Genomic DNA, 14,486 nt, shown 5'->3' with positions numbered 1-14,486 from the left:
AGATGAGCAATTTTGGAAAGAGGCCGAAGAAGCCACAATAGAATCTTTACAAAAGAGAATTGATCTTTGGGATGGGGTATACAATCAACTATTGAAAAGAAAAAAAGGCCAATCAGCACAAGAAATACTAAATTAATGATGTAATCTGTGATAAAAAGATCATTTGCTATATATTAGCGTTATATTCTATTAAAGTATACAAATGAACTTATCAAGATTTTTCTATATCACTATTTTTATTCTTTTTCAATCTGTTTTTGCTATCGCTCAAGACACCATTAGCTTAAACAATTTGATTGAAAAATCTCAAAAAATTGTTGAGGATTATCCTTACGAGAAGGTATACATACATTTTGATAAACCATACTATGCTGTTGGTGATACCATTTGGTTTAAAGCTTACCTTGCTATGGGGCAAGACCAACCATCTGATTTAAGTAAGGTATTGTATGTGGATTTAATTTCTGAGAACGATACGCTGGTACGATCTATGAGACTTCCAATCGTCAACACATCGGCCTATGGCAGTATCACACTTGACCCTTTGGCTTATAAATCAGGTAATTATAGAATACGTGCTTATACCTATTGGATGTTAAACTTTAGTGAAGATCTATTTTTTACTAAAAATATCCCTGTCGGAGATGCGATAAATAGGAAGATTATTACTAGCATCACCCTCAATGGGGAGAATCCTTCAACTAATCCCTCGATAAATGCCAATATCAAATTTCAGGATCCGGATGGGAATGCAATGGCCGATAAAAAGGTAAATTGGAGGTTAATATCCAAATTCGAAACGCTAGCGCGAGGTCGTGAAACAACTGATGCAATGGGTAAATTAGCTTTAAAATTAACTGCCAGCCAGAAAGCAGCATTAGATACAGGCGTTTTAGAGACAATCATTGAAGTTGACGTGAACCGCTTGATTACCTCAACATTTTCACTAAAAAATGCATTTACCAATGCCGACATGCAGTTCTTTCCGGAAGGCGGTGATTTAATTGAGAACATCAATTCTAAAATTGCCTTCAAAGCAATACAAGAAAAAGGATTAGGAATTGGGCTTAAAGGTGAGGTAGTTGACAATACTGGGAAAGTGATAAGCAAAATTGAATCCCAACATTTAGGGATGGGTAGCTTCACACTATTGCCAGAAAATGGTAAAACCTATACCGCCAATCTTACCTTTGCCAATGGGATAAAAAAGAATATTCCATTACCCGATGTTAAAAAGTCGGGCATTAGCCTCTCCGTACTTAGTATTACACCAAGTAATATTATGGTTCAGATTAGTGCCAACCAAGCCTATTTAAATGCCAATAAAGACAAGAACTACTATCTAATAGCACGTAGCAAGGGAGTTATTGCTTTTGCCGCACAGGCGGCTTTAAACACGCTAAACATCGGGGCAGCCATTCCAAAAAGTAAATTCCCTGAGGGGATCATACAGATAACAGTTTTTGATACGAAAGGAGTACCATTAGCTGAGCGACTTGTCTTTGTGAAGCATCCGAATAATTCTAGCTTGAGCTTAACCTCCGACAAAAAGATATATGGAATACGGCAGCCCGTTAAAATGAATGTGTTGGCTAAGACAAAAAATTTGCCCGTGGAAGGAAATTTCTCGATTTCCGTTTACAATGAAACAAAGGTACCGAGTAATGAAGATGAAGAAATCTCTATTTTGAGTTCATTTCTTATTTCATCCGAGTTACAAGGGTTTATTGAGAAGCCCAATTATTACTTCCATCAAATAAACGAGAAAAAAATAGCTGACCTCGACCTTTTAATGATGACCCAAGGATATAGAAAGTTTTCTTATAAGGATATTATTGCAGGAAAGGAACCTGTAATTAGTGTTTTACCCGAGCAGGGAATTGAATTTTCAGGAATATTGAGATCATCGAATGGAATGCCCGTTTCAAATGGTAGCCTTAAGCTGGTTGTTCCAGAAAGTCGTTTTTATGCAGAAACAAAATCTAATGTTCGAGGGGAATTTAAATTTGAAAATGTAAACATTCCTGATTCTACGGAAGCAAATATAAGTGCTCGTAGCCCCAATGCAGCAAAAAACATGATGATCATGCTAAATGGAAACGCCTTCCCAGCAATCGTAAAGAATACAAACAAAGCCGATGAGAAACTTAATATCGACAGTGTGCTTTTACCTTATTTAGATCATAGTAAAAGGCAATACCGAATGGTTACCCAAATGCTACAAGAAGTTGTAATCACCTCTTCAGCAGTCAAAAAGCCGAGCCACTCAGATCATCCTGCACTTTCGGGCCTTCCTACAGTTCCAGATCATTTAATTAGTTCTGATCGCTTTCAGAACTGCAACGTATTTTTAAGTTGTTTGCAAACATCAGCTATGGGTCTAACCTATACTGATAATAATTTCTACGTGACCCGAGTTTTTAATAGTGGAATGAAAGTACCGGTGCAAATATTCTTAAATGGAATGCCCGTAGATGCCTCTTACCTAAATAGTGTACAGTCGGCAGATGTAGACAACGTAGAGATTTTCTTGAAAGATGATATGGGGCTTGTTAGCAGAACCTACAATACCAATGGTATTTTGGTCATAAATACAAAAAAGGCAGTCAAAGGCTCTGCAGTTACCGCAGAGGATTTGAGAAAACTTTTCCCTCCAAGCAATGTATTGACATTCAACCCACAGGGATATCTAAAAAAGAGAGAGTTTTATAATCCTAAATACCTGACACCTGAAAGCAGAACTCAAGGATCTGACTACCGAACTACCGTTTATTGGAACCCCAGAGTTTTTACCGATGCAAATGGAACAATGGCAATGGAATTTTATAATAGCGACAATAAGGGAAGCTATAAAGCAATTGTAGAAGGAACAGACATTGAAGGGAATTTATCGAGATTTATCTACCGATATAAGGTGGAGTAAAAAGTTAAACATACCATCCCGTCTAACATAATGAAGACCTTCTAATACTTCTATCCATAGAAAGTAAAAATTGATCTTCAAGTGTTAACTTTCTATTATTCAAATCTATACGTGAAAGCCTGATCATTCCCTTTATGGCATAAGCCAGTCCGTGAAGATCACCATGCTGTTTTAACTCCTCTGATTTGATAGGGTCGGATTCCCAATAAATTAGCTATAAGCTGTAATTTCGCAGATTTTAAATCACTTCTGCCATGTTCTAAATTGGCATAAGCTTGGGTAGAAATCCCCAAATTATAGGCCATATATACCTGCTTAAAGCCACAAGATATCCGAAATGTCTGGATTATGTTACCGATCTCCCTCTTCATTATATTTATTCAAGCAAAATTAAGAATGAATTTTAAATTCCGTAAATATTTCACCCTAAGTTAAACTAAGGGTAAAGTTACAATGGCTATATTCTTATACCATTTAAAATACTACTGATTGAATTCTTAATCAACTCAAGGTCCTTATGTTTATTTAATGCTTCTGAAAGCATGATAATTTGATGAGGTTTAATCTTATACAAGGACGCAATCTGTTCAAATTTCTCTGTATTTAAATCACAGCGTCCTCTCTCCATATTAGCATAAGCGGAAATTGAAATTTCAAGTCTTTTGGACACATCATTCTGTTTTAATCCATGAGCCATTCTTAGCAAGGCGACAACTTGTCCAATTTCAGCGTTCATGATCTAAAGTTTAAAATCACAATAATTATTATTTAGGCATCTAATCAAATCAGTGAAAGGAACATTATATTATGAATTTCTATTTTTTAGAAATACAACAATAATACAATTAACTAATTATCAGTTAATTAAAATAATTATTTGTAAACACTAATCTCAACTACATTAGATATACCTAATAAATTACGTAAATAATTAACTCTTAGTTAAACTTATGGTGAAATATTTTTGATTAATAATTAATAGTTGTTACATTCGTGTTAATGTTTGGCCGGCAGAAAGGGAAGATGCTAAATGCCCTATCGTAGTGATGAGAAAAAAGCGTGTAAATTATAGAATATGAAAAATCTAGAGATTGAAAAACTTTATTTGGTTGAAATGAATGAATCAGAAATGAATGTTATTTCTGGCGGTAAACTTCCTTGGTGGGCTTGGGCAATATGGGCAGTTACACTTGTAATCGCTATAATTACAGAGGCCTAACTATTTTCATTCTAATTATCTATCCCGGCCAGATTTCAAAATCGCGGGATAGATTTTTTACAAAAGTCAATTTATATGAAATACATCATTTTGATTACCATCTTTTCCCTTAAAATGGGTTTACCTTGCAAAGGTCAGGAAACAAAACATAGAGCAGGCTATGGTGCTGGAGCTAAAATCTCACGTATAATTGTTGATGATCCTGAATTACAGTCCTCCTATAACACAGGATTAAATTTGGTTGCGTTTAATTATGAGTATAAAATTAAGCCAAAAATCAGTTTAGGGTTTAAACTTGATCTAATGTTCAATAAATTTTTATTGAGCAAAGGTTTGGAGAAGGAAACGATTAAGTATTCGACATTCTCCCTTCCCTTTAAAATTTCTTACTATCCAATCAGAAATTTGCCATTTGGAATATCATCCTCATTGAGTGCGACGTATCTGAATCAAAAACAACAAATAAATTTAATAGAACCTTATGATTTGAGAAATTTCTTTTCTTCATATGAAGGGGAATTATTCTTCGACAGGAAATTAAACAATATAGTTTTAAGACCATTTATTAATTACGGTCATTCCATTTCGAATTTAATTTCCAAAGAATCAAACCAGCGAATCAATGCAAATTATAGTGCTTTTTCATTTGGTTTGATTATTTATTAAAAACTTAAAACATGAATATTAATTACTCCCATTTTAGTTTTTTGCTAAAAATAATCATCATCAACTTGTTAATTCTTTTTGTTCATGTTGATCTGTTGGCACAAACAAACCATACGCTTAAAGGTAATTTATTGGATTTTAAACTTAAAACGCCAATTGCCTTCGCCAATATTAAACTTCTTAAAACGAATATTAGTTCCATGTCAAATAGCGAAGGTCTTTTTGGATTCAACTTTACATCTTTTAATGAAATGGACACGCTAATGGTTACCTGTATAGGCTATAATAGCATTAAAATACCTTTAAAGTTGACTTCTATTAACGATTTTAAAGATTTTGTTCTGGTACCAAATACAATTGAATTGAATGAAGTAGTGATTAGCCCTATAAATGCAAAGTCCATTCTAAAGGAAGCGATCAACATATCAGCTAAACATTACCCTTCCCCAGCCATATTTAAAGGATACTACAGGGAATCGGTAAAGAGAGATAGTTTCTTAACCAAATATGCAGATGGATTAGTTGAGTATTATGTGGAGCGCAAAAAGAACAATGATTTAAAAACAGACTTAAGGGTATTACAATCACGAGCAAAAGAATTGCCAATTCAGGAAGAAGAGGAAAAAATCAATGAATTTAATTCAATAATAAGTGTCAATAAGATTATAAAATTCATATCTCTTTCCGAGATTTCGCCTTTAGATAGTAATCGGTTTGAATTCTATGACTACCATATTTCTGAGTTTTCAGAAGAAGGAAAAGCAACTTATAGGATAGATTTTAAGCCTCAAAGAAATACAAATACAGTTGTACTAGGCGGAAAAATTTTTATCGACAAAGAATCAAAATTAATCATCGCATTAGATTGTAAAGTAGCTACCGGTTCAGAAAAAAACTTAAAAAGTTTTAATCTTTTTGGGACTAAAATAAGTGTTATTTCTTCTGATCTATATATTAGATTCGAATCAAACGATAATTCTTATAATTTAAAATACATCAAGGAAAGTCATGGAATTCTTTTTTCCGGAAAAAAACTTAACCAAAAGAATGAATTTACCAGTGAACTCATAATAACTGATCTGCAAACTATTAACTCTGCTCCTTTTACCAATGGAACATATAATAAACGTTCGCTTTATTCAAGAGGTAACCAGTATACTTTTAACTATTGGGAAAATCCTAAACTAATTCCCAATATTTCACAAGAATCTGTTTTTTTAGAAAAATGGTCAGGGAAATAAAAACTGCTTAATGAATAAAATCAATGTGCTGCAACGCGGTCTTTCTGATTGTGGCCCTGCTTGTTTGGCATCAGTTGCAGCATATTATGGACTTTTTGTTTCAGTTTCAGACATTCAGAACCACAGCCAAATCAATCGAAATGGAACTACAATTCATGAATTAATTTCCTTAGCAGAGAAATTAGGATTTATTGCAAAGGGGGTAAAAGGGAATATTCAATCCATAAAATTAATACCTAAACCATTTATTGCACATTTGAAATTAAGAAATTCAGGTTATCATTTTGTATCAATATTTGATTCAGACGATACTGGATTATTGATGATGGATCCTGCTCTAGGTAAAACACGGACAATTCAGCATAAAGAATTTCAAAAAGAATGGACAGGAGTATTGGTTTTATTGGAGCCTGCCAATTGTTTTCGGACCGGAGATTTAAGGTCAAAGTCTAAAAGTAAAGTACCTTTTGTTTTTCGTTTAGTTTTATTGGCCTTAATTGCACTTGTCAGTTATTCTTTTTGGTTTTTATTCCTAAAAAGCAACATATAGATAACTTGACTTAATAGTCACTGAGTCCACTCTTCATTTCAATACACTATTTCTTTACTTAATCCCGCCCAATAACCTACTCCAACGAATTTTACTGAAGAATCCTGCATTACTGTCCCAGCTCATCCACACAAACAGGGCTTTACCTACTATGTGATCATCAGGAACCATACCCCAATAGCGTGAATCTAGTGAGTTATCACGATTATCGCCCATCATCCAATAATAGTTCATTTTGAAGGTATAGGTATCTGTTTTCTTCCCATTTATAAGAATTTCGTTCCCTTTTCGTTCTATGGTATTTCCTTCATAAATTGAGATTGCACGTTCGTAAAGAGCATAATTAGTGCTATCCAACTTTACGGTCCAGCCCTTTTTAGGGATAATCAGCGGACCAAAATTATCTGCATTCCACTTAAATTGAGGATCATGAGGAAAAATCTGTGCGTCATACTCATTAGCAGGTCTTACATATAAGCTAACTTCCTTTACATTCGACCATTTTTTAATAATTTCAGCATCTTCTGAGGTCATATTAAAAATATATTGATCTGCGGATGAGCGCTGTGCCTCGATTTTTAAATCTTCAACCGCTTGAGGGTTTATATCTGTTCCATCTGTTTGCACAAAATAATATTTTTCACCAAACTGTGGCTCCTCTGCAGGCTTTCCATTTAGAAAAACTCTAGCATTTATAATTTTGAGTGTATCACCACCAACGGCCAAACAACGCTTGATATAATTTTCGCGCTTATCTACAGGGCGTGATAGGGGCGCATCTGCATCCATCGGATAATTAAAAACTACCACATCATTTCTTTTAACTTCACTCAGCCCAGGTAAACGGTGATAATCCCATTTTATACCTTCCCAATAGGCCTTTGTACCCGTAATTGGCATGGTATGATGTGCAAATGGAAATGCCAAAGGAGTCATTGGTGTTCTTGCTCCATAATTTACCTTGCTTACAAATAGGAAATCACCTACAAGCAAGGTCTTTTCCATAGATCCTGTAGGAATGGTGTAGGCTTCAATAAATAGGCCCCTAATTAAAGTAGCAGCAACTACAGCAAAAAGAATGGCATCAAACCACTCTCTTCCAGCCGATTTCTTTTTTCTTTCTTTCTTATCCTTTGAAGGATTCGTATTGGAACCTTTTAAATTCATGTATTTAGTTATAAATGTTAAATGCTAAAATCAAACATATCCGTAATATTAAAAAAACCTTTTTTGTCTTGCAACCATTCGGCGGCTAAAAGAGCCCCAAGCGCAAAACCAGCGCGACTATGCGCTTTGTGTTTAAACTCTATATCATCCACTTCCGAGCTATAAATAACAGTATGCGTACCCGGAACATCCTCAATTCGATGTGATTCAATTAACAATTGATCTGGTTTTGCAATCAGTTCTTCACCAGAACCTATAAGTTCATTTACCCACTCATTTTTACGTTCTAGCTCCGATAAAATACCTTCAGCAATCGTCATCGCAGTTCCACTAGGTGAATCAAGCTTCTCTGTATGATGAATTTCCTCAACCTGAACCTCGTATTGGGGATATCTGTTCATGATTTTTGCCAATATTTTATTAACAAAAAAGAAAACATTAACGCCAATACTGAAATTGGATGCATAAAGCAATGTATTGTTACCACTTAAGCACTTATTTTTCACTTCTTGTAAATGGCCATACCAGCCAGTTGTACCAACAACTACAGGAACATGGGCATCAAAGCATAGCTCAATATTACTTAATGCAGAATCTGGAGTGCTAAAATCTATCGCTACATCTGCCTTTTGGAGATTCTCAAGGGTAAGATCTTCCGTGTTTTCTACATTAACCTTTAAAACAATTTCATGCCCCCTCTCGTGTGCAAATTTCTCAATAATTCGGCCCATTTTACCGTATCCTAGGATCGCTATTTTCATTTGTATAAGCTATTTATTAAAAAATTATGCTTGATAATCATAGGGCAATTTTAAGCTTAAGCCCCATTACCGGACTAAAGCCAGCGGCATGAATGGGAGCTTGGTTTAATGTCGGACTTATTTTAGCAGATAATTCATCTGAGATATCAAATCTAAAAAACTTTGCGTCTACATAGGCATCAATGATATTTATTGCATAGAATCCTAAACCTGCAAGCACCGAAAGATCACGATTACGCCTGTAAGAATCCTTTATACTAATAATACCCTCTGTGGTATAGGGCGCATAAAGTGGGTTTTGAGTTTTTCCCGGATTTTCTTGCCTAAACTGTGCTTCCTTTAAAAAAACTTGATAATAGCGTTGATTAAACTCAAAAACAAGGCCTATTCCAACAAAACCACCATAAACCAGGGGTACCTTCCACCATCGTTTATTATTAATTTGACCAAGTCCGGGAAGCAAGGCAGAATTCAAAGCCGCGCGTCGGGGCATAGCTTCAATAACAATACGAGCAGAATCTTTGATTGCTGGAGTTTTTTTTATTGCTTTTTTACTAGTGTCTGTAGGGGCAGAATTAGCCTCCACAACTTGCGAAAAAGCTTCTCCATGCGTTAAAAAACGCAACAATAATAACACAAAAAGGATTTTAGAGTACATTACCAATCTAACATTTCCAAAATACGGGTCAAATCATCATCAGACATAAAGTTAATCTCAATAGATCCTTTACCCTTATCCCCCAGTTTTAACTTAACGTTGGTGCTAAATTTAGAGGCTAGATCATCCTGAATCTTCATATACTGAAATGAAATTGCTCCACCTTTTGCTTTTTTCTTTTCCTTACCTATTGTTTGTATCTGTCGAACAAGCTCTTCAACTTTCCGAACTGACAGTCCGTTTTTTATAATCTCTTGATAGATATACAACTGTTTATCAGAGTCTTCAACAGATATTAAGGCACGTGCATGCCCCATTGAAAGCTTTTTATCGCGAATAGAAGCCTGAATAACAGGCGGTAATTTTAGGAGACGAAGATAATTAGTTACGGTTGAACGATTTTTGCTCACCCTATCGCCAAGTTCTTCTTGCTTCAAATGACATTCATCAACCATACGCTGAAAGCTTAAGGCCACCTCAATGGCGTTTAAATTTTCACGCTGAATATTTTCAATTAATGCCATTTCCAGCATCTGCTGGTCGTTGGCAGTACGAATATATGCAGGAATTTCTTTAAGCCCGGCTAATTTCGAAGCACGTAAACGTCGCTCACCAGAAATTAACTGATAGGAATTCTGACCAGCCTGTCTTACTGTAATCGGCTGAATAAGTCCCTGAAGTTTTATTGAATCGGAAAGTTCTTTCAGCGCCTCCGCATCAAACTCCGTTCTTGGTTGAAATGGATTTACCTCAACTTGTTCAATCTGTACAAAGCTAATAGATCCCAAAGAGGGCTTGTCGTTACTAATCTGCTGACGATCATTCCCCGGTAAATCAGAATCGTCCAGCAATGCCTTTAATCCCTTCCCTAAGCCGGTTTTCTTCTGGTAGTTCATCTTATGCTAAAGCTTTTTTTGTAGTTTCTTCCTTGGAGGCCAATCCATTTTTGCGGATTATCTCTCTTGCCAAATTAAGGTAGTTTATGGCGCCTTTGCAGTTTGCATCGTGCATAATTACGGAGATTCCATAACTTGGAGCCTCACTCAAGCGTGTATTTCTTTGAATGATTGTATCGAATACCAAATCTTGAAAATGAGTCTTAACTTCCTCCACAACTTGATTGGATAAACGTAGACGAACATCATACATGGTCAGCAAAATACCCTCTATCTGTAAATTCGGATTCAAGCGATTCTGAACTATTTTAATGGTATTTAACAATTTACCTAAGCCTTCTAATGCAAAATACTCACATTGTACAGGAATAATTACCGAATCGGCCGCAGTGAGTGAGTTGATTGTGATTAAACCCAGTGAAGGTGAGCAGTCAATGATAATGAAATCATAATTATCCTTGATTTTCGCAAGAACTGCCTTCATTTTAAACTCGCGATCCGACATATTGATCATTTCAATTTCGGCACCTACAAGATCAATATGGGCAGGTAGAAGATCTAAAAAAGGAGTATCAGTTTTTTGAATAGCTTCTAAAGGATCAATCTCATTAATAATACATTCGTAAATACTAGCCTTAATCGTACGCGGATCGAATCCAATTCCAGACGTAGAATTTGCCTGTGGATCCGCATCAACTAGTAGAGTACGAAATTCGAGTACCGCTAAACTTGCTGCAAGATTAATTGACGAGGTAGTTTTACCCACCCCCCCTTTTTGATTAGCTAATGCAATGATTTTGCCCATATTAAAAAAAATAATTACAAATATGTGATATTAAAAAACCCTAAAAACTAAATCATAGCAGATCAAAATACTACTTTTGTCGAACCTTCATGAATTTAAAAAGCGAAGATACAAAAATAAACAATTTACACCGCTGAGCGATTTTCCGTTTTGCACATCTTATCCACAAAAATGACAACAATTATATCCTGTACAAACCGTGAAGGCAGTAATTCACTAAAGCTTGCCGAATATTATAAGAAACAAATTTTAGCAAAAGGCGCGGAAGCAGAAGTCCTGTCGCTTATGGATTTACCTGATCATTTGATAAGCACAGATTTATACGGTAAACGTAGCGAAGCGTTCCAAAGTATACAAAATAAAATCTCTGCTTCTTCAAAATTTATTTTTGTAGCCCCTGAATACAACGGTAGCTTTCCTGGCATTCTTAAGCTTTTTATTGATGCTTGTACCTTTCCTGAAAGTTTTTATGGTAAAAAAGTTGCACTTGTGGGGCTTGCAAGTGGTAAATATGGCAATGTTCGTGGGATTGAGCACTTAACAGGGATTTGTCATTATATCAATCTACATGTTTTACCATTGCGTATTCATATCCCTTCTATCGGGAAAGAATTCAATGAAAATGGAGATTTATTTCAAGACGAAACTGTAAAATTTGTAGACCAACAGATTAATCAGTTTATTGAATTTTAACAGGATTTAAAAGATCTGGTGCTTCAATTCGCCAGATCTTTTAAACCCTAAAGTGCAGCCATCCATTACCCTCATTGCCGAAGACAAATTGCTTGGGATTGATAATTTCTGCCATAATTTCAATACTATCAGTTATTCTTGGTCCCGATCGATTAAAATATTGGTTCCCATCAACAATAAATATTTTTTGATTTTGAACGGCCTTCAGATCGGTCCAACCTGGCAAATCAAGCAATAAATTAATTTCTTGCAGTGTTCTTTGAATGGAAAACCCACAGGGCATTAGGACCAAAATATCTGGATTAGCCTTTAGAATATCTTCAAAATTAATATACGATGAATGCTTCCCTGCGAGCGTTAGCACAGGCGTACCCCCCGCAATTTCTACAATTTCGGGAGTCCAATTCCCAGCAATCATAAGCGGATCAAGCCATTCTACACAAGCTACACTCGGCCTATCACTGATAAATTTCAACTTGTGTTGTATTATATTGATTCTTTCTTCAGATAATTCAAGCAGTTCTGCTCCTGCTTCAGGCACACCCAGCTGATCAGCCAGCAGTTGAATTTCTTGATAAATATCATCCAAACCATTAGGCTGTAAAGAAATTATCTGGCATTCCTTTTCTAAAAGATCCTTTAGTGCAAGCTCAACATCGTTTAAACTAACCGCGCAAACTTCACATTGTGCTTGGGTAATGATTACATCAGGCGACAATTGTTTAATTAAGTCTCTGTCAATCTCGTAGATAGATAGCGAATCAGATAAAATCTCTTTGACTTGTCTGTCAATTTCAGCGCTATTTGATCCGGAGATGAATTTAGCAGAAGAACAAACCGGCAAATTGGCAATATTCGCGGGATAATCACACTCATGTGACCTTCCAACCAGTTGATGTTCCAAACCTAAAGCACAGATTATTTCGGTAGCAGCAGGCAAAAGGGAAATTATTCTTTGATTAGGCATGTTTGACATTTCTACAAATGTAAAAATTAAAAAAGGCCAGATACAATGCACCTAGCCTTTTTTCTAGAAAAATTTATCTGTTATTGGTTACCCATATTTTGTTCCCCTTGCTTCAAGTCGTCGTTACTTACGCCTCTCTTCTTCTTTGGCGCTTGCATGGTCATCTTACCAAAACGGTAGCTGAAACTTGTTCCAAATGAGCGGAAAGGGATTGAAAAGTTACTTGACTGAGTGAAATCCGCACCTGCAATGCTTGAGCGGAAATTCTTCCGTTCATTGAAAGGATCAATGATGGTTAAGCCTATACTCCCTTTTTTCTTCATAATTTCCTTCTTCATGCCTAAGTTCCACATATTGAACGATGGATTTCTACCTTGAGCAGTGCGGCGTGGTGAATTAGTAATTAAAAATGTCTCAAAGGTCAAGCCCTTAGAAAACACATAAGAAGCCATGAAGAAACCGTTATAAATCATCTGAGTAGATGAATTAACGTTAGAAACCACCACGCTACTATTTGTGTTGATATCATAAGTAAAAGCATTAAAATTACCTCTCAAGGTAAGCGGCTTAATCGGATTGATCTGTCCGAAGAAGTTAAACCCTACCGAATTATTATTGCCTACATTACGAAAGGTCGTTTTAGAGCCTGTAGCACCTAAACCTGATGTAGGATCTGTAAGTGTTATTGGAATCACAAAACTTTCAATAATATCATTGGTACGACGGTAATAAACCGATGCATTCAAAACAGAGCTCTTTACGAACATTGAATAATTAAATTCAACGTTATGCGATAATTCAGGCTTCAATGCAGGGTTTCCTTGCGATTGATTGTAGATATCGGCACTGTTCAAAAATGGATTTAAGTAAAATAAACTCGGCCTTTGTAAACGCTGATTATAACTAAATTTAACCGTAGAAAAGTTTTTGAACGTTCGTGAAATCACGAAACTAGGAACAAGGTTAAAATAACTACTGCTAAATGGTGAAGCGGCAGCACCCACAGATCTTGCATCACCCATAATTTCTGTACCTTCATATCGTGCACCTGCTCTAATACCATATTTTTTGGCCAATGTAAAACCAAATGTAGCATAGGCAGAGTAAACATCCTGATTATAATCGTAAACATAGGTACGAGCAGAAATAGGTGTAAACACGCTCGTAGTTGAATTAAAGTTGCGTGTTTGGTTATCGCTCACAATATCTCTAAGAATACCTTTAACACCTGTTTCAAAAGTTACCTTCTTGAAAGGATGCGTATAATCTACTTGAATGGTATTTTCAGTGTTATCGGCATCATTATTACCATATTCATCGATCGCTGTATTTGAGAAATCAGTAGAATAATCATTATTTTGCAAGCTGTTTGTAAACTGATAAGCTACCGAAATTTGCTGATCCTTCTTCTTGAATTTATGTAAATAATCACTACTCCAGTCAATACCATTCATATTGGTTGAATTATCTGTTAATCGAGTAAAATTAACTGCGGAGCCATTGAATAGATTTTGGTTCAAATTAAATCCATCTGCACCATTACTAAATCCGGTAAGACGCACATTAGAGCTTATTGAATTAAAACTATTAAAATCATAATCCACACCAAGAGAACCATTTACTGAAAGGCGGTCGGTCTTGCTCTCGCCGTTTTGGCTAATAATCTGACTCGCATCTGTAGATGCTCGATTAAATGATAACATACTTGTTTGCGGCCATGAATAAAAACCACCACCATTTGCGGTAAGCGCTAAGCGACCAGTTTTTGCATTTAAGTTTAAGTTCCCACTATTCTGGCGAGTTCCCACTCCTCCATTTACTGAACCACTAACACCAGCTAAATTATTCTTCTTAGTGATGATATTAATAATTCCAGAAGTTCCTTCAGCATCATATTTAGCTGATGGTGATGTAATTACCTCAACATTTTTGATTTGATC

At 35.7% G+C, this 14,486-nt stretch carries 15 protein-coding genes; 6 read left to right on the top strand and 9 right to left on the bottom strand.

Translation table 11 applies throughout. The features are described 5' to 3' along the window. The first annotated feature begins 202 nt into the window (after positions 1-202). Positions 203-2,923 (top strand): carboxypeptidase regulatory-like domain-containing protein, encoded by a 2,721-nt coding sequence (locus ACILQF_RS04425; RefSeq protein WP_395626203.1) that lies wholly within the window; start codon positions 203-205, stop codon positions 2,921-2,923. 158 nt (positions 2,924-3,081) lie between these two features. Here the strand turns inward: ACILQF_RS04425 and ACILQF_RS04420 are convergent, their stop codons facing one another. Beyond that, a complete protein-coding gene (locus ACILQF_RS04420; RefSeq protein WP_395626202.1) occupies positions 3,082-3,294 on the bottom strand; it encodes a helix-turn-helix transcriptional regulator in 213 nt (70 codons plus the stop codon). 86 nt (positions 3,295-3,380) lie between these two features. After that, positions 3,381-3,659, bottom strand: a complete 279-nt coding sequence (locus tag ACILQF_RS04415) for a helix-turn-helix transcriptional regulator (RefSeq protein WP_395626201.1) — start codon at positions 3,657-3,659, stop codon at positions 3,381-3,383. Positions 3,660-3,998: 339 nt separating this feature from the next. Here ACILQF_RS04415 and ACILQF_RS04410 point away from each other — a divergent pair, with 339 nt between their 5' ends. From ACILQF_RS04410 to ACILQF_RS04395, 4 genes are all read left to right on the top strand, one after another. Continuing rightward, positions 3,999-4,142 carry a hypothetical protein gene (locus ACILQF_RS04410; RefSeq protein ID WP_395626200.1) on the top strand — a complete coding sequence of 48 codons (144 nt, stop codon included), beginning with the start codon at positions 3,999-4,001 and terminating at the stop codon, positions 4,140-4,142. A 75-nt stretch (positions 4,143-4,217) separates the two neighbouring features. After that, positions 4,218-4,808 carry a hypothetical protein gene (locus tag ACILQF_RS04405; protein ID WP_395626199.1) on the top strand — a complete coding sequence of 197 codons (591 nt, stop codon included), beginning with the start codon at positions 4,218-4,220 and terminating at the stop codon, positions 4,806-4,808. Positions 4,809-4,819: 11 nt separating this feature from the next. After that, positions 4,820-6,049: a carboxypeptidase-like regulatory domain-containing protein gene (locus ACILQF_RS04400; protein WP_395626198.1), complete on the top strand. Its 1,230-nt coding sequence runs from the start codon at positions 4,820-4,822 to the stop codon at positions 6,047-6,049. Positions 6,050-6,059: 10 nt separating this feature from the next. Beyond that, positions 6,060-6,599: a cysteine peptidase family C39 domain-containing protein gene (locus tag ACILQF_RS04395; RefSeq protein ID WP_395626197.1), complete on the top strand. Its 540-nt coding sequence runs from the start codon at positions 6,060-6,062 to the stop codon at positions 6,597-6,599. 54 nt (positions 6,600-6,653) lie between these two features. On the opposite strand, the gene lepB is transcribed toward ACILQF_RS04395, so the two are convergent. Genes lepB through ACILQF_RS04370 form a run of 5 tightly spaced genes read right to left on the bottom strand, consistent with a single transcriptional unit; the run spans position 6,654 to position 10,886 of the window. Continuing rightward, a complete protein-coding gene (gene lepB / locus ACILQF_RS04390) occupies positions 6,654-7,766 on the bottom strand; it encodes a signal peptidase I (protein ID WP_395626196.1) in 1,113 nt (370 codons plus the stop codon). Positions 7,767-7,783: 17 nt separating this feature from the next. Next, on the bottom strand, positions 7,784-8,527 hold the full coding sequence (dapB, locus tag ACILQF_RS04385) for a 4-hydroxy-tetrahydrodipicolinate reductase (RefSeq protein WP_395626195.1): 744 nt from the start codon (positions 8,525-8,527) through the stop codon (positions 7,784-7,786). Between the two features lie 37 nt (positions 8,528-8,564). After that, entirely contained in the window at positions 8,565-9,164 is a 600-nt protein-coding gene (locus tag ACILQF_RS04380) for a DUF5683 domain-containing protein (protein WP_395626194.1), read from the bottom strand. A 20-nt stretch (positions 9,165-9,184) separates the two neighbouring features. Next, positions 9,185-10,081: a ParB/RepB/Spo0J family partition protein gene (locus ACILQF_RS04375; protein WP_395626193.1), complete on the bottom strand. Its 897-nt coding sequence runs from the start codon at positions 10,079-10,081 to the stop codon at positions 9,185-9,187. A 1-nt stretch (position 10,082) separates the two neighbouring features. Continuing rightward, positions 10,083-10,886, bottom strand: a complete 804-nt coding sequence (locus ACILQF_RS04370; RefSeq protein ID WP_395626192.1) for a ParA family protein — start codon at positions 10,884-10,886, stop codon at positions 10,083-10,085. Positions 10,887-11,057: 171 nt separating this feature from the next. Between ACILQF_RS04370 and ACILQF_RS04365 the strand changes: the two genes are divergently transcribed. After that, a complete protein-coding gene (locus tag ACILQF_RS04365; protein ID WP_395626191.1) occupies positions 11,058-11,579 on the top strand; it encodes an NADPH-dependent FMN reductase in 522 nt (173 codons plus the stop codon). 40 nt (positions 11,580-11,619) lie between these two features. On the opposite strand, the gene ACILQF_RS04360 is transcribed toward ACILQF_RS04365, so the two are convergent. After that, on the bottom strand, positions 11,620-12,546 hold the full coding sequence (locus ACILQF_RS04360) for a cobalamin-binding protein (RefSeq protein ID WP_395626190.1): 927 nt from the start codon (positions 12,544-12,546) through the stop codon (positions 11,620-11,622). Positions 12,547-12,626: 80 nt separating this feature from the next. Further along, positions 12,627-14,486 (bottom strand): TonB-dependent receptor domain-containing protein (locus ACILQF_RS04355; RefSeq protein ID WP_395626189.1); only part of this gene is annotated, 1,860 nt, incomplete at its 5' end.

It is taken from the genome of Daejeonella sp., from assembly GCF_044232565.1.
In the GTDB taxonomy this organism is placed as follows: domain Bacteria; phylum Bacteroidota; class Bacteroidia; order Sphingobacteriales; family Sphingobacteriaceae; genus Daejeonella.
This window is presented reverse-complemented; position numbering and strand designations above follow the sequence as displayed.